We start from the raw sequence: 25,771 nt of genomic DNA on the forward strand, positions 1-25,771 counted from the left end.
AATTTAATCTCTACCCGTTTTAAATTAATTTATTTAAATAACATCTACAGCAATAGTTTCAACGAAAGTTCCATCGGTTACTTCGATCATTGTTTGATCATTTGCTTTTGCGGAGGCACCTAACGTTACGACACCATCTGCATTAACACTTGCAATTGCTGGGGCTTTTGATGTCCACGTTAAATCACTATTTTGTAAAAGTACATTGCTATAGCCTGCACCACGAATACCTAATACTGAAATACGTTGAGAATCACCGACAACAGTAGAATCTAGAACTAGACGTGATGGATTTGCAGCTAGAGCAGTAAATTGTACTTTTTCCTCAGATAAATTTCGAAGCTTAATATATGCATAGTTTCCTTTTTTATCTGCTAGTGAGCTACCTGCTAGAGAAGAAGATGCTACACCCTCATGTGTCATTGAAATTTCAACGGCACCATTCGGCTTGAAGTTTGGCACTTCAATAATAACTTCACCTGTTTTACCATTATTCGAACGGATATCTACATTTAATTCCATACGTACAGCCTTAGGGAAGGAATCAGCAGAGATTTCAATTGTATCCATCATCTCCTGAACAGCATAGACCACCTGTACTTCCTTACCTGCTAGTGTAGGAACCGTAATCTCTTTGCCAGCAGGCGCATATTGTGTGAATGTGCCGTTAAGCTGCTCAACATGAACCTGACCAATAGGTGTTTCGGCAAGCGTTCCTTTACCATTGGCATCAAGTAAAATAATTTCGTCAGTGTAGTACTCAGCTAGTTGATGGTTGATTTCTGTACCGTTTTGTAAGGCGATATATGCTGTATCGAAAGCAGCATCTTCAATAGAGAATGTTAGTTCCTTTTGATAGTTCAGTTCATATACCTTTTTAGAGCCTTTTCCAGCATGGATGGCCTGAGTTTGAATAGCCTGTGTCATGGATGAATTTAGTAATGTTTTACCATTTAAAATTAATTCATCTGTTAAGCGATCGAATAAACGAACATTTGCTACTGAAGTTAAAAATTGATTTTGTTGTGTCATAAAAGATTACCGTCCTTTTTGTAATTGTTTTTTATTTTAACTAGAGGCAAGCCCCAGTTTTTTCATTTGTTGATCAAATGCTGATTTTGTGATAATAACATCCTCATTTTTCTTTGGCTCCTCGATATGACTTAGCCAATGAGGAAGCTCATGCTCATTTTTAAATTCAACCATGCCCGAGTATCGAGCGTTGAGAATGGCATCACTGCTTACCATATAGTCCATTCGAATTAATCCTTTATGGAACTGGTAAAGCGTTAATTGTTCAATTTCATGGTAGGGAAGTCCAGATTTACAATGGTAAGCTATTATTTGCTGCTCTAAGTCGGCCTGCTTTGTTTTTCTTTTTGCCATAAATGCCCGTGCTTCTTGAATGGCCTTTTTTGTATCTGGATCGATAAATTCATCCTCTAAATCAATTAGATTTTGTTCACTAATTAAAGTTTTAATCTTATCAAAATCACGTTCATGCAATGAAATGCCATTGACTGTTATCAAGACCATACCTTTTTCATTGATTGAAATTTGTATGTCCTCAGTTTTAAAGACTAGACGATATAAGGCAATTAATTTTTCAAGTAAGATATAGCCATCCTCGTTCTGCGCCATCGTAAGCAAAAACAATAAGTAAGACATTCTTACAATTTCTGGCTGCTGAAAGTCGTTTTTAGGTAAAAGTAAGCACTGTACAGCCTCATAAAATTCATCTGCATCCTTCATTTTTACAGGGTAGATGGATAACCCTTTATATGTAATTGGTTTGCCAAACGCCTTTTTTGTGACCATATTCATGATTTAAATCCCATAGGCTGTTGGCCAGAAGGCATGATGTAGGTCCAACGATAACCAACAAAACCATTTGGAACAGTTGTTATTGGGAGTCCGCTATGGAATCTTAAATCCCCAAATTCCTCAATGTCCTCCTGAAACAATACCTCATTTAGTACTTCACCAAGCCAATCTAGTCGAAAATCAATATTGTTGGCAGAAGCAGGGGTATAAATATCAAAGATATATTGCTGGGTGCTTGAATATGGATTATCCGTAAATTGATTGATGCTTTTCAGATAATTTTTTTGAGGTATACGTGAACCTGTGTAGAAACAAATTCTACAAGTATTGGTTTCCAACGCTAAATCATTTGTTTTATCACCGATAACTAGTACATTTTGAAGAATATGATCTTTCTCAGGTAACTGTGAGACATTCATTTTTAAAGGATCGAGAGGATCATCCTCTGTATCTTTGGGCATGTAGTATAGTAAACGGAGGAGCTTCTCATCATTTACTAATAAGTGATAAAATTCATTTATTGTTTTTACAATTTTCATTCTCCTTTATCCTCCTAAAGAAGAGTGCTATTTTCGAAGGTTTCAATATAGAAAATAACAATAGAATATGTTTTTTTTTACATTAATTTAAACATACAATCGGCATCACCTTCTTTCATGTATTAATAGAAGTTAGTCAAATGAGATCTACTTCTTATTGATCCTCTATATTATATGAAACCTTCATTATAGGGCTGTAAACTATACAGCCCGATTAGAAAATTTCATATTTTGTATTAATTCATTTATTAGATAAAATCCTCTTCCACATCTTCAATCCCAAAGCTAATTGCTTCAAAATAGGAGATACCTGAAAATGTGTTATGTCTGCTAGAGCCTTTTGCCATCTCTTTCAGCTTGTGATGAGAAAGCACGTAATTATCCTGTAAACGATGTGGCGTATTATGATTTCTTAATAGTTGCATAATTTGCCTGCTTCTTTTATGACGCTTTTTTGCTTCTTTTATATACGCTAAATTTTCTTGTTCTAGTAAAAGTTCATCCCTAGTAAAATATCCTTTTGTTATGTAATAGGCAAGCATGTCTAAAATAATAGTAGTATGATAGGTTTGAGCAGTTATGCTGAAATAGTCATCTAATGTGATCTCTTTGCCTCGGTAAACGACTTTTTCTTTTTCTAAAAGCGTTTGTATGTATTGAACTCTGTCTTCAATAGGAAGCTCCATGCGCAATTCAATGATTAAACTAGGTAATTGTAATTTCATATTATTTCTCCTTCTACCTATTAGGTTGGCTAGTGCAGGGTAAAATCCACCTTTTTCGCCCAGGTCTATTTTTTACATTTTTTGCATTGTGAATGGAGAAGATCTTTACTGCTGCTATTGACACTAAAAAATTCATCTGTCGCAGGGAGGATATCTTTACATTTACTACAGCTTTTTGTTTTTAAATGCAACTTGTTGATATAGGTAGCTTTGCGCCATTGTCGATCGTTTTCTTGTTTTATTCGTAAACAAATCGTGTTAAATTTACTTCCTACTGTTTTAACAGGTATTCCTAAAATTTTACCTATAGTATAGTAGGAATAGTCTTTAGCAATATAATGAAGTAATTTAATTTGTTCTTTATTTAAGCATTTTTTAATTAATTCATCTAAATCGGCAAATAGGCTAATAACTTCTGTGTTTAATTTCAATGAATTGGTCGCACATGCCCCTTGATTTAAGCTGGTATCATCAATAGAGCCTCTAAAAGTTAATAGTTCTTTAATAACGATTACATCTGATAACACAAGTTGTCTATACTTTGTATCCTTATAAGTTTGATACGTCATTACTACATCCCCCTTTATTTTTATACTTTAGCCTATTATAATTCAATTTAAAAATAAATCAATATTTTAAATTAATTTATCTATTAAATTTTGAGAATTAATTTAAATGAAATAATTTAAAAATTTACAAATTAAAATTGATTATGCTACTATTGACTATAGTCAAAAATAAGGGAGCGTGTAGAGGTGAGAGTTGGCAAAACGAAAGAATTATTAGTTGAACAAATAAAAGCTAGAATTCCTCTGTTAGTGCAGCATAATGGGATTTTAGATGAGATTGCCATACAGCTTAATAAATATAACATAAGCTTAGGCAATATTATTGAACTGATAAATGATCACAATAAACTAATAGAGGCACAGCTACAGGAATTATTATTGCTTGGTGAACAGCTTCATTTAAAGTTTGCAGATAGTGACCAAGACTGGATCAAAGAATGGCTCAATCCTTCAGAAATTAAAGAGCTGAGATTGTACATAAAAGAATCACCTTACGAAGAAATTATCACTTTACCTTATACTTTCGAGAACGTTATAAAAACAGGGCACAATGAATATGCAGCAATCGTCCCTAATTCAATCATCGGTAAGCTGTGGATGAGTGGGATTACCATGTATAATCCTAATATTCAGCGACAGGCAAAAAAGAAGAGAGTTAAAAACGAAATAATAGAGGTTATGAATTTAAATCCTAAATCTTTGCGCGAAATTGAAAAGCAAACCTTAGATGGTGATTTAATAACTTCTACACTACGCTATAATGCCAAAGTTGGTACCGGGGAAGATGGAGTTGAATTAATTTATGATGAAAGAGAAAAATCGCTCACATTATTAGAGGGCACACAAATAGATGTTTTAGATGGTGCGCATCGAACATTCTCTATCTATAATGCCTATATGAAGAAGGTTGATTTAGAAGGGAATATGATCGTAATTTTTTCGAATATGACGGAGGCACAATGTAAAAGAGTTCAGGTCGATATGGCAAAAGCCAATCCAATACCTAAACCGAGATTACGGGAGCTAGCAAAAGATAAACTAGCTGATGAGGTTGTGATTGAATTAAAAGCGGATGGTGAATTAAAGGGAAGAATTACCTCCAATTCAAATGTTAAATATTCATATGGAGAAGTTGTTACTTTCTCGGAATTGTCGGATGCCATCGATCATAGCTTCCAACTAGAGAATCGTCTAGAAGTCATCGAGGTTGCGAAGGTGATAAATGATTATATGATGTATCTTTTCGCCTATTATAAATCAAATTTATCAGATAAAAACTCTTTAATGTTTAAAAGTAGAATGTTTATAGGTCATATTGAATTAGCGGCAAGAATGTTTGAGCATACAATTCCGTTTGATAATTTACGTCAATACCTCAATAAAATCGACTTTTCAACAGATAATCCATTATGGGAGGAAATTGGAATTCTTAAATATGGCAGCATGAGTGCGCGTAGCAGAACTAAAATTCAAACAGTATTTCAACATTTACTAAAAGAATGAGGTGTAAAAAATGATCCTTAAAGATAATGTTTTTAATAAAGATATTAAAGAATGGTATTTAACTTCATTAGATATCCAAGAAAATAGTTTAACTACTTATTTATCATTATTTAATAAAGCAACCGTACTCGAAAATCAAAAAAATAAAGATATATTTGATATGAATAAGGTAGAACTTGAAGAGTTATTTTACAGCTTGAAATCGCCTAATCCACAATCTTTAAGTGCATCAATTGGTTTTATCATCAGATATATAGAATGGGCAATTGCCAATGGCTATACGAATAATCGTTCACAACGGCTTCCTACCAGCATTACTATGGAATATTGCAGTACATTTGTCTATAAAGCAGCCATTATTCGCTATACTAGAGAGCAATTGTTTAGCTATATGAACCTGTTTGATGACCAAAGACATGCTGTATTTCTTCTCTGTTTATTTGAGGGAATTAAGGGGGAAGGCTATAGCGAAATCTTAAATTTAAAAATGGCTGATTTAGAAAATAGCAATGGGGTATACTTGGCAAAGCTGACGAATAATAAGGGCTATAGAAGGGTTATTGAAATTTCCGATGAGCTCTATTGGAGGCTAGAAAAATTAGATAAGATTTCCTCTACAAGTAAGAAGCCAAAACAGGGACAAAAATATTTTTCCGATAGTACCTACATTTTTAAGAAGGCAAATGCAAAGAGTGAGGATATCCAATTAAGGGCATCCTTTGGCAATAGAGCATTGGATTTAGCGAAAGTAATTTTTGATAATCATAATTTAATTGCAAGTACAATTCAGGCATCAGGGATGATGTGGTATATTTGGGAATTGGTCCGCCAGAATGAGGTGAAAGTTGTCAATAAAGAAATATTAGAGAAGGTTGCAAGTAAATATGATACTGGGTATGTGGATAAAAATAACCAGTATGTTAGTTTTTCTATACTTCGGCAAAAAATAGACCTAGATTTTATAAATACAAATTATGGACAGATAATAATGGACGTTTAGAACTGGTTAATACCAGTTTTTTTTATTTTCATAGAATATCCATTCTAAATAATTGTAAATATTCTCTAAAAATAAACTTGAAAACGAACAGGTGTTCGTGATAGAATGAAAACAAGCTAATTTTGTATGGAGTCGGTCCGCACAATTTTAAAGGGGGATGTAAATGAATGTAAGAGAAACAACGGCAGTAATAGAATTAGTGCTTTACAATGATCGAGATATCTCCGAAGAGCTAATGAGAGATTTCTACGGCGGTATAACGAATGTGATTTTAAATGATGAAGGAGGACATGCTCTCGAATGCCAATGTATGGATAGTTCAGTAACTAGTTTAATACTTATGGATAAACAGACGGAGGAGGAGGATCAAATAATAAAGGAGATAGGGGATAGAAAATTTATTTATAAAAAGTCACCCAATTGGGAAATCCAGTTTGACAGCTTAGTACAATTAGATGCAGATCAGGAAAATATTTATTATGTTGTCGAATTTCAAAATATTATTTATTTATACAATGGAATACAACGAAAATCTATTATTGATAAAACGATCACATCTTTGAGAAGTCTTAAAGAATATTTAGATAATCACTACCCTGCCTATAAAATTCTCGAAAGGTTATAGAGTGAAACTTTGGGAGAAATCTAAAAAATGAGGTGTTACGCTTGGACAAGTATTTAATGAAAGAATTAGCATCTGAGATTGTCGAGCAATCGAGGGGAAGAATTAGCATGTTAGAGGCAGAAGCACTTGCAATTGTTTCCATCAGTAAGATGAAAAATTGTACATCGACAAACTATAAGGAAAAAGTCATTCAAAAAATAATTCATAACTACGCATAGAGCCTTTTGCTAAAACTATTTAGATAAATTAATTAAAAAATACAAAGGAGAGATAAATATGGAGAAAATAATTTTAACGGAGATGAAACAGGTAATGAAAGATTTTGGGGAAGTTTTTAGTATGATCAATCAAGGAAAAGTATTCGAAAATGAAACAAATGTAAAGGAATGTATCAATAAGTGTAAAAAGCTTCAATTGGAATTGATGGATTCTATTAGATTAATTGAATTAACATTTATGGAATTACAATCGAAGCGTGATCAAGTACTATTAGCTACTGAGTCAGATAGTGAATCAAAGCTAAGGCAGCTAGATGACCTTTTGTTAGCAATCAATAAAAAAACAACATAGTTTATCATACTATGCATCATTTAATGAAGGGAATGAGTTAAATGAGTACTGTAAAGAATGAACATACAAAGGGTTTCAAGGTTGATTGTCTTGCGATGGCATTAGCTTATAAGGAGATGGGGGATTTGAATTTAACGATTGCAAAGGAAATGGATTATCTGGAGTGGGAAGCGATAAGAATTATTGAGTCATTTTTAGAGAAAATGAATGCACTAGAGATTTGAGGAATTATACATACTTAGTAAATATGAAAAATACATATTCAATAATTAAAAATATAGTTGGAGTTAACTTATGAATGAATATAAAGTTGTTTTGATAGTATTCTTTAGCTTACTCCTATCATTTTTTTTGTTAGAACGAACGGGAGAAGATATCGTTTATCTTCATTCAGAAGAAGATTCCCACCTTGGTGGTGAGATGAATGCTGTTTTGGTTCCTTTTCAGTGGGTGTCCAAACGCCTACTGAATGAAGATAAAGCCTTCGGCGGATGTCACGGATTTTCAAAGGAAGGAATTGTGCAAGCACAATTCAAAATCCGGACGCAATTATGCCAAGGCGAAATTAATAAGAAATTAGATTTGGAAACGATTCTTCAAAATATACCAAAAAGCAATCATGGGCATGCATTTAAAATGATTCAAAGGGAAGCTGAAAGGATCAGACAGGAAAATCATCAAAGGCAACTAGAGCAAAATCGAATAATGCAGGAACAGGAATTTCGAAAAGAGCGGCTAAAGCCAAAAAATAGTAGTTTACAAGAGCATAAATGGTTAAAATTTCACGCTACTTATTATGGTAGAGATTGTAGGGGATGTAGCGGCATTACTGCTACAGGGATTAATGTACAGAGGACCATCTATTTTAAGGAGCTACGAATTGTCGCTGTGGACCCTACCATTATCCCATTAGGAACGATTGTTGAAATTAAAACACCTAATGAAAACTTTAAGGCCATTGCTGCTGATAAAGGTGGTGCAATCAAAGGGCATCGACTTGATATACTCGTGGAATCTGAAGAGATTTCTGTTCAATATGGCAGACATGACGTGCAATTACGCATAATAAACTAATAGAACATACATTTAATACATATCATGAGGAGCATAATATTTTTATGCTCCTTTTCTTTTATTAGAAAAATGAGAAAAATTATGAAACTTTTGAAAGCGTGCATCCGTATAGTAGGTAATACAATGAAAAGGGGTGAACAACTTGACGCTATTTGGCTATTCACTCGAGCAAATTTTTTTAGTGGTATTAATCTTCGCAGGCCTTGCAACGCTATTATTTATGTTTTTTGGTGATGCTGTTGAGGGCATCGGTGAGGGTCTACCCATTTTTAATCCAAGTGTCATTCTATCTTTCATTACGTTGATGTCAGCAGCAGGATTTATTTTAGAAAAGTTAGCCTTTTTCCCTAGCGTTTGGAATATTTTTGCGGCTGCTATCATCGGAGCTATTTTAAGTGCACTATTTTATTTATTCGTTCTAGTTCCGCTCAGATCAGCGGATGTTTCGTTAGCCTATACAGAAGAATCGCTTGGTGGTCAGCTTGGGAAGGTTATTGTCCCAATTCCAAGCGACGGCTTTGGTGAGGTTGTCATTGAAACAGCAAGTGGCATGATTTCTAAGCGAGCAACTGGCTATGACAATGAAGCAATTGACTATGATACAACGGTACTTGTTGTAGAGGTCAAGGAAGGCACACTTTTTGTGAGATCCTATGAGAAGAAATTTGTCTAAAGGAGAGATATTTTTATGTCCATGGAAATTTTAATTGTGATAGGTATTGTAGCTTTTATTTTAATTGCACTTGTGGCACTGTATGTGACAAAGTATCGAACAGCGGGTCCTGATGAAGCACTGATTGTAACAGGTAGCTATCTTGGCTCAAAAAATGTACATAAGGATGAGTCAGGAAATCGTATTAAAATAATTCGTGGTGGCGGTACATTTGTATTTCCGATTTTCCAGCAAGCACAGCCATTAAGCTTATTATCTAGTAAGCTAGATGTAACTACACCTGAAGTATATACGGAACAGGGAGTCCCCGTGATGGCTGATGGAACTGCCATTATTAAAATCGGTGGGTCCATTTCTGAAATTGCAACTGCAGCAGAGCAATTTTTAGGAAAGCAAAAAGATGAGCGTGAAAATGAAGCACGTGAGGTATTAGAAGGGCATTTACGCTCCATTTTAGGTTCAATGACCGTGGAGGAGATTTATAAAAATCGTGATAAATTTTCTCAGGAGGTACAACGTGTTGCATCCCAAGACTTAGCAAAGATGGGTCTGACAATCGTCTCCTTTACGATTAAGGATGTACGTGATAAAAATGGTTATTTGGAATCGCTTGGTAAGCCTCGTATTGCCCAGGTTAAGCGTGATGCAGATATTGCGACTGCAGATGCAGAAAAAGAGACACGTATTAAGCGTGCCGAGGCATCGAAAGAAGCACAAAAGGCAGAGCTTGAGCGTGCCACAGAAATTGCTGAAGCGGAAAAAGAAAATCAATTAAAAGTAGCTGAGTTCCGTCGTGAGCAGGATATCGCAAAAGCCCGCGCGGACCAAGCGTACGAGCTAGAGACGGCACGTGCAAAGCAGGAAGTAACAGAGCAGGAAATGCAAATTCGCATTATTGAACGACAAAAGCAAATTGAATTAGAGGAAAAAGAGATTTTACGTCGTGAAAAGCAATACGATTCAGAAGTGAAGAAAAAGGCTGATGCGGATCGTTATGCTGTTGAGCAAAACGCAGCTGCCGAAAAAATGCGTGAGCTTGCACAGGCTGATGCAGAGAAATACCGAATAGAATCATTAGCGCAAGCCGAGGCGGAGAAAATACGTCTGGACGGTCTTGCAAAAGCGGATGCAGAGCGTGCAAAAGGGGAAACGGATGCGGAAATTATTCGTCTGCGTGGTCTTGCAGAAGCTGAGGCAAAACGCAAAATTGCTGAGGCCTTTGAATACTATGGTCAAGCGGCAGTCTTAGATATGATTGTACGCATGATGCCAGAATATGCGAAGGAACTTGCAAGTCCTCTTGGCAATATTGATAAGATTACGGTTGTCGATACTGGTGGTGGAGAAGGCGGCGGTGGCGCTAACAAAGTAACTGCCTATGCAACAAACCTTATGTCCACATTACAAGAATCCTTAAAGGAAACATCAGGGATTGACGTTAAGGAGCTTATTGAAAGCTATGCAGGTAAGCATACATTACGTCCAGAGCTAGAGCAAATTGCAGCTGGCTTAGAGAAAAAACAGGCACCTATTATACCTGAGCAAGAAGAAGAGAAGGAAACCGTCGAGCAATAATGAGAAATTGAGACCTGATGACTATAGTCACCAGGTCTTTATTGTAAAGTGATAAAGTAGGTTTAAAAAAGTAAGTCATTTACGCAAGAAATCTGGGTTAAAAATTGTAACATATATGGTAAAATATACGAATTATATTTAGGAGCATTCCTGTTAGAAGGATTTTCAGGGGCTTGAAAAAGAAAAAGCCCTCTTGTATGATGCATGAGTGTCAACGGGAAATTGACTCATCATCACATAGGAGGACTCCAATTATGAATTCTAATACGAACCAAAAGATTAATCAAGTCTCTGAAAAAACACTCGTCATCGGTATCGATATTGCCAAGCGTACACATTATGCATGCGCGGTTGATGAAAGAGGACGCGTGCTCCAAAAATCGTTCCCTTTCTCGCAAACAAGAGAAGGTTTCGATACTTTTTATGAAAGAATAATGGCTTTACGTGCTACGCATGAAAAAAGCGATGTGTTAGTTGGTTTTGAACCTACCGGTCATTACTGGATGAATCTAGCTGCCTATCTTTGTGCCCATGGAATTCCGTTTATCATGGTGAATCCTCATCATGTCAATCGTTCCAAAGAGCTGGATGACAATCTTCAAACAAAGAATGACCAAAAGGATGCGCTCGTCATTGCACGTTTAATGCGAGATGGACGGTTTAGTTATCCACGTATTCTAGAAGGCGTGGAAGCTGAATTGCGTAATGGTACAACCTTGCGTGCCAAAATCCAAGAAGATGTAAATGCCCTTCAAAATCGAATGATTCGTTGGTTAGATCGCTTTTTTCCTGAGTTTACACAGGTATTTAAAAACTTCGGGAAAATGGCATATGCGGCGCTTGAAAAGACACCACTGCCGATGGACATTCAAGGGAAAACGCCAGAAGAATTATTATTTTTATACCGCCAAGTAGATGGAATGAAAAGTCCACAGCTACCAAAGGCAAAACAATTAGTCGAGGTGGCACAAAGCTCGATTGGACTGACAGAAGGCTTAGTGATGGCACGCATTGAAATCGCTACACTACTTTCCCAGTATCAATTGATGCAAGCTCAGCTTGATGAATTAACAGCCCAGCTGATAGAACTGGCAAAACAAATGACGGACTATGCGTATTTAGCATCAGTACCTGGTATCGGAGACGTAACGATTGTTGAGTTGCTTTCAGAAGTCGGTTCTCTCACACAATATGAGCATCCACGCCAATTAATGAAGCTAGCGGGACTCACATTACGTGAAAACTCTTCTGGACAGCATAAAGGACAAAAACGGATTTCTAAGCGTGGTAGAAGAAAACTTCGAGCTCTTTTATTCCGTGTCATGATACCGTTAATTCGTCATAATGAGGCCTTTAAGCAATTACATGATTATTACACTACACGCACCATCAATCCACTTCGAAAGAAACAATCGATTGTCGTGCTCTGTGGAAAGTTACTGAAGATTTTACACACCTTGTGCAAGAAGAAAGTACATTTTGATGTGAGCCAAATGATGAAGGACCTTTATTGTCTCGGAGAGGCAGCCTAAGCAATCGGAACTCGACCTCTAACAGAAGGATGACACAGAGAAGCCGGCATTATTTTCACCATAAGACTACGAGTCCCTTGAGGAGCATCGCCAGCCTCTGCCTTATGAATAGACCGAACGAAGGAATGTATGCGCTAGACGCCAAGAGACATGGGAGGGTAAGTCGTCATAAGCATCGCAGAGATCCATTAGTGCATCACATAGTGGAATTGAAAGTTAATTTTATCCAATTAGCTTTAGCGAAGCATACTCACCAAATTACAATGAATTGAAAAACTAGAAAAAACTATATGTACTATGTGGTGAAAAAATATTTTCACCACATTAAAAATGGGTCAAACCGTTGATATATCAACATTTATAGAGGGAGGGATTTATATGAAGTGGAATAAAGATAATTGGGTATATTTAGAGAGGGAAAGCGTATCAATAACCCTATAAACTACGTCTACCCTCATTAATGGAGGGTAAAATGTGAATACATCTCATTCACAGATAAATTTGCATCATAAACAAATTTTATTATGGCTCTGTGTTCTTTCTTTTTTCAGTGTTTTAAATGAAATGGTTTTGAATGTTTCATTACCGGATATTGCTAGAGATTTTCATAAGGAACCAGCAAGTATTAACTGGATAAATACAGCGTTTATATTGACTTTTTCCATAGGTACAGCGGTATATGGAAAACTATCGGATCAGCTTGGCCTTAAAAAGCTACTACTATTTGGGATTATAGTAAACTGTATTGGATCAGTTATCGGGTTTGTCGGACATTCTCTATTTCCGGTACTTATTTTGGCTAGGCTAATACAAGGAACCGGTGCTGCTGCATTTCCAGCACTTGTAATGGTTGTTGTTGCCCGCTATATTCCAAAGGGAAATAGGGGAAAGGCATTTGGTCTTATTGGGTCCATTGTAGCTATGGGAGAAGGTGTAGGGCCATTTATTGGTGGAGCAATTGCTGAATATATCCATTGGTCTTATATACTGCTTTTGCCAATTGTGACAATTATCTCTGCCCCATTCCTTGCACAATTATTAAAACAGGAAGAGGTAATAAAAGCCTCTTTGGATAATGTAGGCATACTATTTATGTCCTTGGGGATTGTATTTTTTATGATGTTTACGACATTTTATAAAATTTCCTTTTTAATCGTTAGCTTAATCTTTTTCCTACTATTTGTTCAAAATATTAGGAGAGTTTCTAATCCTTTTGTTGATCCTGCGCTAGGGAGAAATATCTCATTTATGATTGGAATTGTTTGTGGAGGACTTATATTTGGAACTGTAGCAGGGTTTATTTCAATGGTTCCTTATATGATGAAAGACGTGTATCATTTAAGTACTGTTGCAATTGGAAGTGGAATTATTTTTCCAGGGGCAATGAGTGTAATTGTTTTCGGTTATTTAGGGGGAGTGCTTGTAGATAAAAGTGGTTCTTTATTTGTGTTAACTACCGGAAGTGCATTTCTTGCTATCAGCTTTATAGTAGCTGCCCTTTATATAGAAACGACACCACTGCTTATAACAATCATAGTTATTTTTGTTTTTGGGGGGCTTTCTTTTACGAAAACAGTTATATCAACCATTGTTGCAAGCAGTTTGGAACAAAAGGAAGTTGGCGCTGGTATGAGTTTGCTTAATTTCACAAGCTTTTTATCAGAAGGAATAGGCATTGCAATTGTAGGTGGATTATTATCGGTACGATTGCTAAATCAGAAATTATTACCTATAAATGCTGAGCCACCTGCCTATTTGTATAGTAATATACTATTGCTGTTTGCAGGGATTATCGTTGTTAGCTATTTTGTTACTATGAATATGTATAAACGTTCCAGAATAAATATATAAAAGAGTCAAACTATAATTTTTAAATAACTGTATTTTTAACCCCGTCCTAAATGTAGAACGGGGTTATGCTTGTTTGAGTTTTTTAGATTAATTACCCTGGTAGAATAAGCTCAAGGATAGTGGCTACTTTTTCTCCTGCCATTCACTTGCGAGCATTCCATAAACAACATGGTTTACATAATGATCGTAAAGCCATTCTGCAGCACGAATCGTACCTTCCATAGTAAAGCCTAGTCGTTCAGGAATAGCGCGGCTTTTCGCATTGCCCTCAGCAGCACGAATTTCAACTTTATTGAGCTGTAAAACAACAAATGCATATTGTAGTAAAGCCTTAACGGTATTCGTCATAATTCCATGTCCTTGCGCCCCTTCACTGAGCCAATAGCCGATTGCCGCAATTTTATTACTAGGATTGATGGTATTAAAGCCTGCAATTCCAACAATTTCATCCTGAAAAACAATAACAAACGAAAGGCTGGTCTGTGCTTCCTGCCCCTTTATACATCCTTCAATATAGGCTGATGTATCAGCGACTTCTTTGGTGAAATCCAGCCATGGTAACCATTCACGTAAATAGGAGCGGGAATTGTCCGTTAATTCGAAAACGACATTTGCATCTTCTAGGGTAATAGTACGTAAGTATAAATCTGGTTTGATTTTGATAATCAATAACTTTCACCTCATTGTTATTTTAAGGCATCATGCATAAAGTTCTTCATTTCATGACTAAGAACAGATAGCTCTTCAATAATTTCACTGAAATCCTGAACAAGCTGGGCCTGCTCATTGGTAGCATCATTGATTTGCCCCATATTTTGTTTCAGATTTTCGAGATTCCGATTAATATTTCTTAACGATGCTTCTATGTTTTCAGTGGCGCTAGAGGTTTCGAAGGAAAGCTTTCTAACTTCCTGAGCCACAATGTTAAAGCCAGCGCCATGCTGACCAGCACGAGCAGCCTCAATGGATGCATTTAAGCCAAGTAAATTCGTTTGGCGTGAGATGCTCTTTATTAAATCAGTGACTTCATTTGTTTTTTCAGAATCCTCAAGGGCATGCTGTGCTTGTTTGTTAATTTCTTCGCTTGTAGCAGCTAACTCTTCAGAATGTGAGGCAATTGTATGTACTTTGTCCTGTAAACTGTTCACGATAGTATCCATTGTGCTCATATAATCTTCGAGTTTAAGTTCATTGTCGATTGGCAGTCCAAATGCAAGAGCACCTACGACTTTACCATTTTCACGAATTGGGAATGAAAAAGCATTGATGGCAACGCCGTACACATCCTCTGGTATCACAACATCCGCATTTTGCCCATTAAAAGCAATGAAAACATTTTGGTCGTTTGTATTTACTTTTTGACCATCTTTATAGCCTGAATCTACTCGCTTGCCTGCTAAATATTTCACAACTATTTGACTTTCTTTTTCAACAACAGCTACAATTGCTTCTTCTTTTAATGCAAGGTGGATATACGGTACTGAAAGGGATAGTGCTTCAATAATTTTCATAAAAATTCCTCCAAGTCTGTGCAACGAAAATAGTCTAGTCATCGGCTCACTTTGACAATGATTGCTAGATGATTACTTTCACTGTAGCACAATAATTGCCAACTCAAAATAGTAAATCTAAATTTTTTATTAAGAAAAATAGAGAAATTATTTATAGTGAAAATGTCAAATAAAATATAACAATAAAAATAAAATTAGAAATGATTTTGTCGATTTTTTGACAGTCTATCGTGTGTTTTAATGAAAATTGTATTAGAATAAATAGTATTATTGGTTTGTATGTTAAGGAGCGAGACACATGGACTTTATTCAAAAGGGGACAAGGGCGTTTCATAAAGCAAATTGGGCTTTATTTTTAGCAGGCTTTATTACCTTTGCCAACCTCTATATAACGCAGCCTTTACTGCCAACGTTTGCAGCGGAGTTTCATGTATCACCAGCCGTTGCGAGCTTATCGCTATCAGTGACTACCTTTGCACTATCTATCAGCATGATTATTGTTGGCTCATTGTCTGAGGCTTGGGGAAGAAAATCATTAATGACTATTTCGATTTTTGCTGCATCGATCCTTACCCTAGCGCTTGCCTTTTCACCAAATTTTGAAATGATTTTAGTGCTCCGAGTACTACAAGGAGTAGTTTTTGCGGGTTTGCCTGCTATTGCCATGGCATATTTAGGAGAGGAAATCGACCCATCTAGTTTAGGTGTGGCCATGGGCTTGTACATAAGTGGAAACTCAGTTGGGGGACTTAGTGGACGGGTTATTATCGGAACATTAACGGATCTTTATAATTGGCAGGTGGGCATGATTGTACTTGGTATAATTAGTCTACTCATTAGCCTGATATTTGTCTGGATGCTGCCGAATTCCAAGCATTTTACGGCTCGATCTTTGCAAATAAAAGCATTAACGACCTCACTTATACAACATTTAAAGGACCCATCAATGCTTTGTTTGTTCGGCATTAGCTTTGTTTTAATGGGAAGCTTTGTTACGCTGTATAACTATATAGGCTTTAAATTAATGGCATCGCCCTATAATTTAAGTGCTACAATTGTTGGGTGGATATTTATTATTTACTTGGTCGGTACATTCAGTTCTGCTTGGTTCGGCGGTTTAGCTGATCGATATGGACGTCAAAAAATGCTGCTATTGTCAATTGCTATTATGCTGATAGGGGCCATCCTTACATTACACGGCTTTCTGAGTTTGAAGATTATTGGCATTACCGTTTTTACATTTGGCTTCTTTGCGGCACACTCGATTGCTAGCGGATGGGTTAGTAAAAGAGCCACTCATGATAAAGCACAAGCCTCCTCACTTTATTTATTTTTCTATTATTTTGGCTCTAGTGTTGGAGGAACAGTGGGAGGCATATTTTGGATGCATTTCGGCTGGATAGGTGTTATTACGATGATTGCTGTATTTTTAGCCGTTGCCTGCTTCCTATCTTTTTTATTAAAGGGCTTTATTAAAAAACAACATATAGCAGTGGGTCACTAGGAATTATTGATTGTGAGGTGCTATTTTGTTCGAACTTATTATCTTTTTTTTAATTATCTTGTTTGCCTCGATTTTACAAACAAGCTCAGGTTTTGGCTTTTCTATCATCGCCACGCCATTATTATTGGTGCTATTTTCGCCACAGGAAGCCATACAAATCAATATCCTTTTATCTTTAGTTATTTCATTTACATTAATATGGAAGATCAGACAGGATGTTGATTTTAGTTTATTAAAGAAAATTGTAATGGGTAGTTTAATTGGTGCACCATTTGGTAGTGTGATATTTTCGTTTGTCAACATCATCACTTTTAAATTAATTATTGCTATCACATTAATAGGATTAACAATTCTACTTATTAAAAATTTGTCTTTTCAACCAACGACAAAAAGAGATTATGGAGTAGGCTTTTTATCAGGATTGTTAACTACAAGTATTGGGATGGCTGGACCCCCATTATTACTTTATTTTGCAGGTACAATGAAAAGTAAGGAAATGATTAGAGCTACAACTTTAGCCTACTATATTTTTATTTACCTAATTAGTTTACTCTTCCAATTAACAATGACAGGTACAAATAAAACAGTTTGGGTTAATAGTTTGTATGCATTGCCAATTTTACTAATAGGTTTAGTTGTAGGGCAAATTTTCTTTAATAGGCTCGACCAAAAGCTTTTTTCAAGGTTGATTAATATAATGCTATTTGCTGCAGGTGTTATTCTATTAATTCAAACTATATTTGCTATGTTTTAAGAGTTACTATTTGTTATAAGCGAACGAATCGGTATAATAAATAGACGAGCTAAAAAGAGGAGAGGAAATACTATGTTTACGCGTTATAAAGGAATTTATCTTGTCTTTGCGTTGCTTACAGTGACTTTTATTGTGACAGGTTGCGGAGCAGCTAAAGAACAAGGACAACCTGAGGGTAAGAAGGCACAGGAATCGGAAGAAAAAGTAGATTATTCTTCTGAAGTGAAGGAAAATCCAATTGTGACAATTACGATGGAAAATGGCGAAAAAATCGTCATCGAATTAGAGCCTTCTACAGCACCGAACACAGTAGCTAATTTTATTTCTTTAGTTAACAAAGGCTTTTATGATGGTCTTATTTTCCATCGCGTTATTCCTGGTTTTATGATTCAAGGGGGAGATCCTTCAGGTAATGGTACGGGTGGACCAGACTATTCGATAGAAGGTGAGTTTTCTTCTAATGGCTTTAAAAACGATTTGAAGCATGAACGTGGCGTTATTTCAATGGCACGTTCGGGGGACCCGAATTCCGCGGGATCACAATTTTTCATTATGGTAGATACAGCATCACATCTTGATGGTCAATATGCTGCTTTTGGGAAAGTGATTGAGGGCATGGAAACAGTGGATGCGATTGTTGCTGTTGAACGAGATGGTGAAAAGCCACTGGAAGATCAGCGAATGAAAAAGGTGGAAGTGGATACAAAGGGCTTTGATTACCCAGCTCCAAAGGTTTTAAAATAGAAGTCTGCCCAATTAGTTTTTGCACTAAATGATTGTGAACTTAATTGGTTTTTTAAGTTCTTTACATCGAAATAAGCCAAATAAAATCATCCTCAACAATCATTTGAATGTCTAGGCCGAGTCTAATCAATTGCTCGGCTTTTAATTGTTTTGTACTGAACCCTCGATGGTTCTTTCCAAGAATAACGAAATCTGTCTCCTTTGTAACAGCACCTTGTACTATCCCTCCACAAGCCCTCACTTTTTTCGCAGCTTCTGCACGTATCATCGTGGAAAGAGCCCCTGTAAAGACAATTTGTTTATTATAAAATGGATGCATGAAGCATTCAGATGGATCAGAAAGATAAATGATTTCAGTGTTGTTGTTATTTTTGTCCATGTTGATTCTCCTTATGTGAATGCTAAAGGTTTTCACTCTCGATCGTGCAAATTAAGAAAAGGAAGCATGAAAAATCAATGACGATTTTCCATGCTTCTTTGTATTTATCCCATAATATTATAGCCAGCGTCGATGTAAATTGTTTCGCCTGTAACGCCTCGAGATAGGTGAGAAAGCATCACAATTGTCATATCTGCTACTTCGTCTTGCTGAACATTACGCTTTAATGGAGCTGTTTCTTCGATTTTGTGTAAAATTGTGTTGAAGGAAGGAACGCCTTTTGCTGCAAGTGTACGAATCGCTCCAGCTGAAATTGCATTGACACGAATATTATCCTTCCCGATATCTGCAGCAAGGTAGCGCATAGAAGCCTCTAATGCTGCTTTCGCTACGCCCATTACATTGTAGCCGTCAAGCACACGCTCTGCGCCTAAATAGCTCATAGTTACTATTGAACCGCCTTCAGTCATATAAGGATGTGCCGCTTTTGCTGCTGAGATAAGGGAATACGCACTAGTATCTTGTGCAAATGCATAGCCATCGCGAGTTGTCTCTAAGAAACGGTTGTGTAAATCTTCTGCATTGGCAAACGCTACAGAGTGTACAATACCATGAATAATGCCTACTTTTGAACCGATTTCATCAAAGGCTGCCTTTGTGCTGTCATCGCTGTTCACGTCACATTGCACAATCAATGAATTAGATTGTCCAATATTTTCTAATTGCTTTTGTAATTTTTTTAATGAACGTTCTTGGCGATAGGTGAAAATAACATTTGCGCCGACATCAAATAAACGTTTTGCGATGCCCCAAGCAATACTACGATCATTTGCCACACCCATTACCACAATATTTTTATCTTTTAATTGTAATAAATTATCCATCATTTATAAGAACCCCTTTATGAAATAATATCTGTTATTAGTACCAACTACTAAAATCTTATCATACATAAAAAATGGTTGCAATAACAAGATGACAGGGGGACACAATTTTAAAAAAGCGGTACAAAAAAATCATCTCTAGTTTATGTAGAGACGAATCCAATTGCATGTATTATGAAGATTTTTATATAAATCTAAGGCATTTTAAAATAAGAAGGCACCCAGCTTTGGATGCCTTCAACGTTTGATCTATTCGAATTTTAATGCGTCACCTTCGAATGTTTCATCTGCAACTTTAATAGAGTCAGTTGGACACCCTTCGAAAGCATCTTGCATGTCTTCTAATAGATCTTCTGGAACTTCAGCAGTTCCCATGTTATCATCTAAAATAACGAAGGCAATACCTTCATCATCATAATCATAAATGTCTGGTGCTGCGGCTCCGCATGCGCCACAAGCGATGCATGTATCTTTATCAACGATTGTGAATTTAGCCATTATTATTCTCTCCTTTTACAATGTTCCTACAAAGCTTCATTCTCATTTTAAAGATGTTTATCTGACATTTCAACATAAATACTATGAAATTGGAGGAATTTGCGTCTATGTTTCATCAAATTCTATTGCAAATCTTTCAAAAGCTCAATAACGAGAGAACAATTTCTGCTGCTTACCATATATTAAGAGGAAAGCGTTCAGGTCAGACGATACAAGACATTGGGCTATTTCAGCTACATCCTTACTTTGGATTATTAACAAAGCTACCGAGACCAACATTTGATAATGCTGTAAAGTTATTTTCGCAATATAGTTGGTTAGATATACAGGAATCTGGTCACTATTCCCTGAAAAAGCTCGGTTTACAGCGAGCAGAGCAAACGCCTGCTTTTTTATTTGATGGATGGCATTATCGAGGAAATGAACATATTTTTTTTGCAAGATTGTCTTTGATTGTACAAAGCCTCTCTTATCAAAATGCTGGAGTACGTTCTTTTTCTCCAATCAGTAGAGATGTAACGATTCAGTCATGGGTTCGCTCATTTTTACTAAAGCATAATTATCAGGATCGGCATTTACAGGAACAATTATTAGTAGAATGCGAAAGAGCGCTTGCAGAATTGCCCCAAGCAGATACCAATAAACAGCTTGTCCTTTATCGATTAAGCGGTCAGAATTTACCAGGATGGACGTGGCAGCAGCTTGCTAGTGAGCGTAAGGAAGTCGTTTTAGATAGTCAATTGGCATTTATTGAACTTCTACATACATTATTAAATGAAGTACATCAAAAGGGGTATCCTTTGCTTAGTGAAATTGCAGAGGGATTAAGGGTAAAGGCATTAATCACCGATTCTGCACAACAAACAGCATATTTATATGAGCAGGGCTATTCAATTGAGCAAATTGTGCAAATAAGAAAGCTTAAACAAAGTACCATTGAGGATCATTTAGTAGAATTAGCCATGTATGAACCGAACTTTTCGATTGGTTCTTTCGTCTCTTATGAGGAAGCAGAAAAGGTTTGGCAAGCCTCGAAACAATATCAAACGAAGAAGTTAAAAACATTGCATGAAGTAGTTGAAGGCATGAGTTATTTCCAATTAAAACTTATCCTTGCGAAAGGAGAAGTGTAGATGGAGCTTGAACAAGCATTAGCGAAATATTTTGGGTATACAACATTCCGTCCCGGACAAAAGGAGGTCATTGAAGCGATTCTGCAAGAAAAAGATGTAATCGCTTTGTTGCCAACTGGAATGGGGAAGTCATTATGCTATCAATTATCGGGCTATATTTTGCAAAAACCAGTACTTATTGTTTCTCCCTTGCTTTCGTTAATGCAAGATCAGGTTGAGGAGCTAAAACGTTTTGGTGAAAAGAGAGTTGTTGCCCTAAACTCTTTTTTAACCATCACTGAAAAACGGTATGCCCTGCATTTTTTAGAGCAATATCGTTTTATTTTTACTTCACCAGAAATGCTGCTTCAGCCGCAAGTGCAGGAAAAGCTTTCGCAAATAAAGCTAGGTCTTATTGTTGTAGACGAAGCACATTGTATTTCGCAATGGGGATTTGATTTTCGACCGGATTATTTACGGATTGGTCAATGGTTTTCTCAGGTAAATCGTCCCCCAGTTTTAGCCCTGTCGGCAACTGCAACTGAAAAGGTCGTTAAGGATATATCTAAAACATTGTCGTTAATTAACCCGTTTGAATTTATGTACGATGTAGATCGCCCCAATATTCATTTAGGGCGTGTTACCTTTGAAGATAAAGCGGATAAAGCGCAGTGGATATTGCAGCATATTAAAAAAACAGCAGGACCAGGTATCTTATATCTGTCCTCAAGGAAGCGTGCAGAACAATACTGTGAGGTGCTGATTCAAGCAGGTATTCGCACAGCAGCTTATCATGCTGGCTACGGTGCAGAGGATCGTCAGTTTATCCAGCAACAATTTATTGATGGTGAACTTGATTGGATTGTGGCGACAAATGCCTTTGGGATGGGGATTAATAAACCAGATATTCGACAGATTATTCATGAAACGATGCCTGCGAATGTAGAGAATTATATGCAGGAAATAGGTCGTGCAGGCCGCGATGGTCAGCCAGCGATTGCCATTTTACTGTATAGTGAAGGTGACGAGGAGCTTGCGAAATTTGTTGTAACAGGAGATTTACCGACTTCTGGTCATGTCGAACGCTATCAAGAATTACTAAATCAACGTTTACAACCATCCCAAATGCTGAAAAATGGGGAGCTAAGTGAAACGGCCTTTCGTGTGCTAAATTTTTGGTTACAACAAGAAAGTGTGGAACAGGTAAAGGCACGATTAAATCAATTGGCAGTAGAAAAATACAGGGCTGTCGATGAAATGAAAAAAATTACTCAGACAAAAGACTGTATTCGCGCACAACTAGTCGGGTATTTTGGGCAAAAATTGCAGAAAAAACCGGAAAACTGTTGTGAAAATTGTGGAATCCATTATGATGAAATCAATAAAGTACGCTTGGAGGAAGAAAGAAAAATAGAAATGATTCCATGGGAAAGCCGTTTAAAGCAACTCTTAATGGGTAATTAGGCTACAATTGACGGTCATTTACTTTTTTCGCAAAATTCGTCATAATAGAATGATAGAAAGCGTAGTAAGGTTGGGGGAAAGTCGAATGAGTAAAGAAGATTACCGCGATAAAATTGAAGAGCATCGACAATCATTTGAAGATGAGCAAAAGGATCAGCAAAATTTATCAAGAGTTTCAAGAATGAATAAAAATGGAAGTCCTAATAAAAAGCCAAAAAAGACAAAACATAAAATGCCTTTAATGACGATTCTCTTTGTAATCTTTATCTTAATTCCATTTTCAATTTTAATCTATTTTTTAAAATTTTACGAACCAGGTAAATCGATTGAAGAGGCTGAAAAAAATACCTCTGAACAAGTTTTAGAAATTGATAAATCGGGAAATAAAACGGATGCCGCTGGGGCGACTGGCAATAAAAAAGAAGATGATAAAGCGAAAAAGGAAGCGGAGAATCAATCTAAAAAAGACGCTGAAAAATTAGCGGCTGAACAAAAGGCTACTCAAGAAGCTAAAAAGGCTGAGGAAGCTAGAAAGGCTGAAGAAACTAGAAAAGCCGAGGAAGCTAAAAAAGCTGAGCAAGCTAAACTAGCACAACAGCAAGCAGAGGCAGCAAGAAAAGCGGAGGAGGCAAAAAAGGCGGAACAAGCACGTAAGGCTGAAGAGGCAAAGAATGCTGCAAAAGCAAGTACCCATACAGTGAAGGAAAATGAAAATTTATATCGTATTGCCTTGAATCATTACGGTGATGGAAGTGAAGCTACGCTTGCAAAAATTCGTGCAGCAAATGGCATGTCTTCGAATACAGTAATGGTTGGGCAAGTAATTAAATTACCATAAGAAAAATGGGTGTCATTCTTTGGCAATGAAGTTTTTCTAGTATAAAATAATGGACAAACGTTAACAACAAAAAGGTTGATGCGTTCGTCTGATTTAGTAAAAAGGCGATTCCTCATATAAACGAATCGTCTTTTTGCTTTCGTAAGGAGATGTGAGAGAATGATTTATATTGGATTATTGATTTTAATAGTCATCGTGTTCCTGCTCTATATGTGGAAGGTAGCACATGAAAACAATGTCTTACATCATCAATTGCCATTAAAGGGTAAACAGGAAAAAATTCGACTATTTTTTATTTCAGATACACATTTACGCAAAATTAATCGCCGTATGATTGAACAATTAGATGACCAGTTTGATGCGGTTATAATTGGTGGAGATTTTGCTGATGGACGTACACCGATTAAACGTATTCATGATAATCTAAAATTACTAACCCCTTTAGGACCGACTTATTTTGTCTGGGGAAATAATGATAGAGAAGTAGGTGAGCAACGGCTACGTGATATATTACAGGAGCATGGTGTTCAAATTATTGCGAATGATGCTGTTCTTTTACCGAAAAAGAATCGTTTTTGGTTAAGTGCAATTGAAGACACATCTACAAAAAAATATAGCTTTGATAAAGCATTTGAGAAAGTTGATGAGAATGATTTAGTCGTATTTATTTCTCATAATCCTGGTGTTTTTGCGAGAGTACGAGCAAAATTTAGAGCGGATTTAATGATTGGGGGGCATTTACATGGTGGGCAAATTAGAATTGGCCCTTATGGTGCCCATCCAAATGGCTCTTATCGGGAGCGAGAAGGTGTCATGACGTTAGTGAGTAATGGCTATGGGACAACATTATTACCCTTAAGACTTGGTGCAAAACCGCAGTGTCATATTATTGACATTGAAATTTCGGGTAAATAAACAACCAAATTCTGATAGAAGGCGTATAATGAGAATGGATCTAATTTTTATGTAAAAGAGAGGATTAGCACCTTTCGCTAATCGAATTTGATAGGAGTGTCAAGAAATGCAGCAAGCAGATGCCATAATTGTTGGAGGCGGACCATGTGGTTTAGCAGCAGCAATAGCTTTGCAAAATATTGGACTACAGCCAATAGTGATTGAAAAGGGGAATATTGTAAATTCGATTTACAATTATCCTACACATCAAACCTTTTTTAGTACAAGTGAACGTCTAGCTATCGGAGATGTACCTTTTATTATTGAAGGACGCAAGCCAAAACGAAATCAAGCACTTGTGTATTATCGAGAAGTTGTGCGTTTGAAAAATATTCAGGTAAATCGCTTTGAAAAAGTAAATAGCGTGAAGAAAAAAGATGCTTTATTTACAGTAACAACAGATAAAGAAGTATATGAAACGCCCTATGTCGTGATAGCAACTGGCTATTATGACCATCCCAATTATTTAAAGATAAAGGGAGAACAATTACCGAAAGTCTTCCATTATTTTAAAGAAGGACATGAATTTTTTGATACAGATGTATTAGTGATAGGTGGAAAAAATTCAGCGGTGGATGCAGCGCTTGAGCTAAATAAAGCTGGTGCTCGGGTGACGGTAGTTTATCGTGGCAATGAGTATTCACCTAGCATCAAACCATGGGTATTACCAGAATTTGATGGAGTAGTAAGAAATGGAGAAGTGAAGATGCACTTCAATACAAATGTGCTAGAAATTCTTGAGCATGAGGTTGTTTTAGAGATAGATGGTCAAGAAGAAGTTTTACAAAATGATTTTGTATTTGCAATGACTGGCTATCATCCAGATCATTCGTTTATTCGTGCTATGGGTGTAACTATTGATGATGAAACGGGGCGTCCGTTTATTACACCAGAGACGATGGAGACGAATATAGAGGGATTGTTTATTGCTGGTGTGATTGCAGCAGGAAATAATGCCAATGAGATCTTTATCGAGAATGGCCGCTTCCATGGCGATTGTATTGCACAAACTATTGCTAAAAGAACAAAATAAATGAAAGCTGTATAGGCATGTGGCTTATACAGCTTT

Annotated in this window: 29 protein-coding genes; 19 read left to right on the plus strand and 10 right to left on the minus strand. The window is 36.5% G+C overall.

Features of this window, described 5'->3' with window-relative positions; translation table 11 throughout:
• Window positions 1-33 precede the first annotated feature (33 nt).
• From QNH24_RS07670 to QNH24_RS07690, 5 genes are all read right to left on the minus strand, one after another.
• Complete coding sequence (locus QNH24_RS07670) at window positions 34-1,032, minus strand: hypothetical protein (protein WP_283871486.1); 999 nt, start codon at window positions 1,030-1,032, stop codon at window positions 34-36.
• Window positions 1,033-1,068: 36 nt separating this feature from the next.
• The gene (locus tag QNH24_RS07675) at window positions 1,069-1,824 is read right to left on the minus strand and encodes a hypothetical protein (protein WP_283871487.1); all 756 of its coding nucleotides are present in this window, start codon (window positions 1,822-1,824) and stop codon (window positions 1,069-1,071) included.
• Entirely contained in the window at window positions 1,821-2,363 is a 543-nt protein-coding gene (locus tag QNH24_RS07680; protein WP_283871488.1) for a hypothetical protein, read from the minus strand. The genes QNH24_RS07675 and QNH24_RS07680 overlap by 4 nt, the downstream gene beginning before the upstream one ends.
• A gap of 248 nt (window positions 2,364-2,611) precedes the next feature.
• Window positions 2,612-3,088: a hypothetical protein gene (locus QNH24_RS07685; protein ID WP_283871489.1), complete on the minus strand. Its 477-nt coding sequence runs from the start codon at window positions 3,086-3,088 to the stop codon at window positions 2,612-2,614.
• 65 nt (window positions 3,089-3,153) lie between these two features.
• Window positions 3,154-3,657, minus strand: a complete 504-nt coding sequence (locus QNH24_RS07690) for a hypothetical protein (RefSeq protein ID WP_283871490.1) — start codon at window positions 3,655-3,657, stop codon at window positions 3,154-3,156.
• A gap of 186 nt (window positions 3,658-3,843) precedes the next feature.
• On the opposite strand from QNH24_RS07690, the gene QNH24_RS07695 reads away from it, so the two are divergent.
• The 11 genes from QNH24_RS07695 to tet all read left to right on the plus strand — a co-directional run bounded on the left by QNH24_RS07695 (window position 3,844) and on the right by tet (window position 14,060).
• Window positions 3,844-5,160, plus strand: a complete 1,317-nt coding sequence (locus QNH24_RS07695; protein WP_283871491.1) for a ParB N-terminal domain-containing protein — start codon at window positions 3,844-3,846, stop codon at window positions 5,158-5,160.
• Between the two features lie 10 nt (window positions 5,161-5,170).
• Entirely contained in the window at window positions 5,171-6,160 is a 990-nt protein-coding gene (locus QNH24_RS07700) for a phage lytic cycle repressor MrpR family protein (RefSeq protein WP_283871492.1), read from the plus strand.
• 163 nt (window positions 6,161-6,323) lie between these two features.
• A complete protein-coding gene (locus QNH24_RS07705; protein ID WP_283871493.1) occupies window positions 6,324-6,785 on the plus strand; it encodes a hypothetical protein in 462 nt (153 codons plus the stop codon).
• A gap of 41 nt (window positions 6,786-6,826) precedes the next feature.
• Window positions 6,827-7,003, plus strand: a complete 177-nt coding sequence (locus tag QNH24_RS07710) for a hypothetical protein (protein WP_283871494.1) — start codon at window positions 6,827-6,829, stop codon at window positions 7,001-7,003.
• 58 nt (window positions 7,004-7,061) lie between these two features.
• Complete coding sequence (locus QNH24_RS07715; RefSeq protein ID WP_283871495.1) at window positions 7,062-7,355, plus strand: restriction endonuclease subunit S domain-containing protein; 294 nt, start codon at window positions 7,062-7,064, stop codon at window positions 7,353-7,355.
• Between the two features lie 41 nt (window positions 7,356-7,396).
• Window positions 7,397-7,579, plus strand: a complete 183-nt coding sequence (locus QNH24_RS07720) for a hypothetical protein (RefSeq protein WP_054771232.1) — start codon at window positions 7,397-7,399, stop codon at window positions 7,577-7,579.
• Between the two features lie 70 nt (window positions 7,580-7,649).
• The gene (locus tag QNH24_RS07725; RefSeq protein WP_283871496.1) at window positions 7,650-8,429 is read left to right on the plus strand and encodes a 3D domain-containing protein; all 780 of its coding nucleotides are present in this window, start codon (window positions 7,650-7,652) and stop codon (window positions 8,427-8,429) included.
• A gap of 142 nt (window positions 8,430-8,571) precedes the next feature.
• On the plus strand, window positions 8,572-9,102 hold the full coding sequence (locus tag QNH24_RS07730; RefSeq protein ID WP_283871497.1) for an NfeD family membrane protein: 531 nt from the start codon (window positions 8,572-8,574) through the stop codon (window positions 9,100-9,102).
• Window positions 9,103-9,117: 15 nt separating this feature from the next.
• Window positions 9,118-10,677 carry a flotillin lipid rafts scaffold protein FloT gene (gene floT, locus QNH24_RS07735; RefSeq protein WP_283871498.1) on the plus strand — a complete coding sequence of 520 codons (1,560 nt, stop codon included), beginning with the start codon at window positions 9,118-9,120 and terminating at the stop codon, window positions 10,675-10,677.
• A 254-nt stretch (window positions 10,678-10,931) separates the two neighbouring features.
• A complete protein-coding gene (locus QNH24_RS07740; protein WP_283868200.1) occupies window positions 10,932-12,209 on the plus strand; it encodes an IS110 family RNA-guided transposase in 1,278 nt (425 codons plus the stop codon).
• Between the two features lie 474 nt (window positions 12,210-12,683).
• On the plus strand, window positions 12,684-14,060 hold the full coding sequence (gene tet / locus QNH24_RS07745; RefSeq protein ID WP_283871499.1) for a Tet(L)/Tet(K)/Tet(45) family tetracycline efflux MFS transporter: 1,377 nt from the start codon (window positions 12,684-12,686) through the stop codon (window positions 14,058-14,060).
• 123 nt (window positions 14,061-14,183) lie between these two features.
• Here tet and QNH24_RS07750 read toward each other — a convergent pair whose 3' ends face one another.
• Together QNH24_RS07750 and QNH24_RS07755 are read right to left on the minus strand one after the other, a co-directional pair.
• Entirely contained in the window at window positions 14,184-14,729 is a 546-nt protein-coding gene (locus tag QNH24_RS07750) for a GNAT family N-acetyltransferase (RefSeq protein ID WP_283871500.1), read from the minus strand.
• Between the two features lie 17 nt (window positions 14,730-14,746).
• Window positions 14,747-15,571 (minus strand): methyl-accepting chemotaxis protein, encoded by an 825-nt coding sequence (locus QNH24_RS07755; RefSeq protein ID WP_283871501.1) that lies wholly within the window; start codon window positions 15,569-15,571, stop codon window positions 14,747-14,749.
• Between the two features lie 298 nt (window positions 15,572-15,869).
• On the opposite strand from QNH24_RS07755, the gene QNH24_RS07760 reads away from it, so the two are divergent.
• The 3 genes from QNH24_RS07760 to QNH24_RS07770 all read left to right on the plus strand — a co-directional run bounded on the left by QNH24_RS07760 (window position 15,870) and on the right by QNH24_RS07770 (window position 18,573).
• Entirely contained in the window at window positions 15,870-17,075 is a 1,206-nt protein-coding gene (locus QNH24_RS07760) for an MFS transporter (RefSeq protein WP_283871502.1), read from the plus strand.
• 25 nt (window positions 17,076-17,100) lie between these two features.
• Window positions 17,101-17,829, plus strand: coding sequence for a sulfite exporter TauE/SafE family protein (locus tag QNH24_RS07765; RefSeq protein WP_283871503.1), 729 nt, complete (start codon window positions 17,101-17,103; stop codon window positions 17,827-17,829).
• Between the two features lie 72 nt (window positions 17,830-17,901).
• Entirely contained in the window at window positions 17,902-18,573 is a 672-nt protein-coding gene (locus tag QNH24_RS07770) for a peptidylprolyl isomerase (protein WP_283871504.1), read from the plus strand.
• A 61-nt stretch (window positions 18,574-18,634) separates the two neighbouring features.
• Here the strand turns inward: QNH24_RS07770 and QNH24_RS07775 are convergent, their stop codons facing one another.
• The 3 genes from QNH24_RS07775 to QNH24_RS07785 all read right to left on the minus strand — a co-directional run bounded on the left by QNH24_RS07775 (window position 18,635) and on the right by QNH24_RS07785 (window position 20,334).
• Window positions 18,635-18,952 carry a BRCT domain-containing protein gene (locus QNH24_RS07775; protein WP_283871505.1) on the minus strand — a complete coding sequence of 106 codons (318 nt, stop codon included), beginning with the start codon at window positions 18,950-18,952 and terminating at the stop codon, window positions 18,635-18,637.
• A gap of 104 nt (window positions 18,953-19,056) precedes the next feature.
• Window positions 19,057-19,839, minus strand: a complete 783-nt coding sequence (fabI, locus tag QNH24_RS07780) for an enoyl-ACP reductase FabI (RefSeq protein WP_283871506.1) — start codon at window positions 19,837-19,839, stop codon at window positions 19,057-19,059.
• Window positions 19,840-20,085: 246 nt separating this feature from the next.
• Window positions 20,086-20,334 (minus strand): ferredoxin, encoded by a 249-nt coding sequence (locus QNH24_RS07785; RefSeq protein ID WP_054771236.1) that lies wholly within the window; start codon window positions 20,332-20,334, stop codon window positions 20,086-20,088.
• 107 nt (window positions 20,335-20,441) lie between these two features.
• On the opposite strand from QNH24_RS07785, the gene QNH24_RS07790 reads away from it, so the two are divergent.
• From QNH24_RS07790 to QNH24_RS07810, 5 genes are all read left to right on the plus strand, one after another.
• Window positions 20,442-21,467, plus strand: a complete 1,026-nt coding sequence (locus tag QNH24_RS07790; RefSeq protein ID WP_283871507.1) for a YpbB family protein — start codon at window positions 20,442-20,444, stop codon at window positions 21,465-21,467.
• Window positions 21,468-22,910 carry a RecQ family ATP-dependent DNA helicase gene (locus tag QNH24_RS07795; protein ID WP_283871508.1) on the plus strand — a complete coding sequence of 481 codons (1,443 nt, stop codon included), beginning with the start codon at window positions 21,468-21,470 and terminating at the stop codon, window positions 22,908-22,910.
• Between the two features lie 85 nt (window positions 22,911-22,995).
• Window positions 22,996-23,748 carry a LysM peptidoglycan-binding domain-containing protein gene (locus QNH24_RS07800; RefSeq protein ID WP_283871509.1) on the plus strand — a complete coding sequence of 251 codons (753 nt, stop codon included), beginning with the start codon at window positions 22,996-22,998 and terminating at the stop codon, window positions 23,746-23,748.
• A 159-nt stretch (window positions 23,749-23,907) separates the two neighbouring features.
• The gene (locus tag QNH24_RS07805) at window positions 23,908-24,663 is read left to right on the plus strand and encodes a metallophosphoesterase (protein ID WP_283871510.1); all 756 of its coding nucleotides are present in this window, start codon (window positions 23,908-23,910) and stop codon (window positions 24,661-24,663) included.
• Window positions 24,664-24,769: 106 nt separating this feature from the next.
• Window positions 24,770-25,735, plus strand: coding sequence for a YpdA family putative bacillithiol disulfide reductase (locus tag QNH24_RS07810; protein ID WP_283871511.1), 966 nt, complete (start codon window positions 24,770-24,772; stop codon window positions 25,733-25,735).
• The last annotated feature ends 36 nt before the right edge of the window (window positions 25,736-25,771 follow it).

It is taken from the genome of Lysinibacillus pakistanensis, assembly GCF_030123245.1.
GTDB lineage: Bacteria > Bacillota > Bacilli > Bacillales_A > Planococcaceae > Lysinibacillus > Lysinibacillus pakistanensis.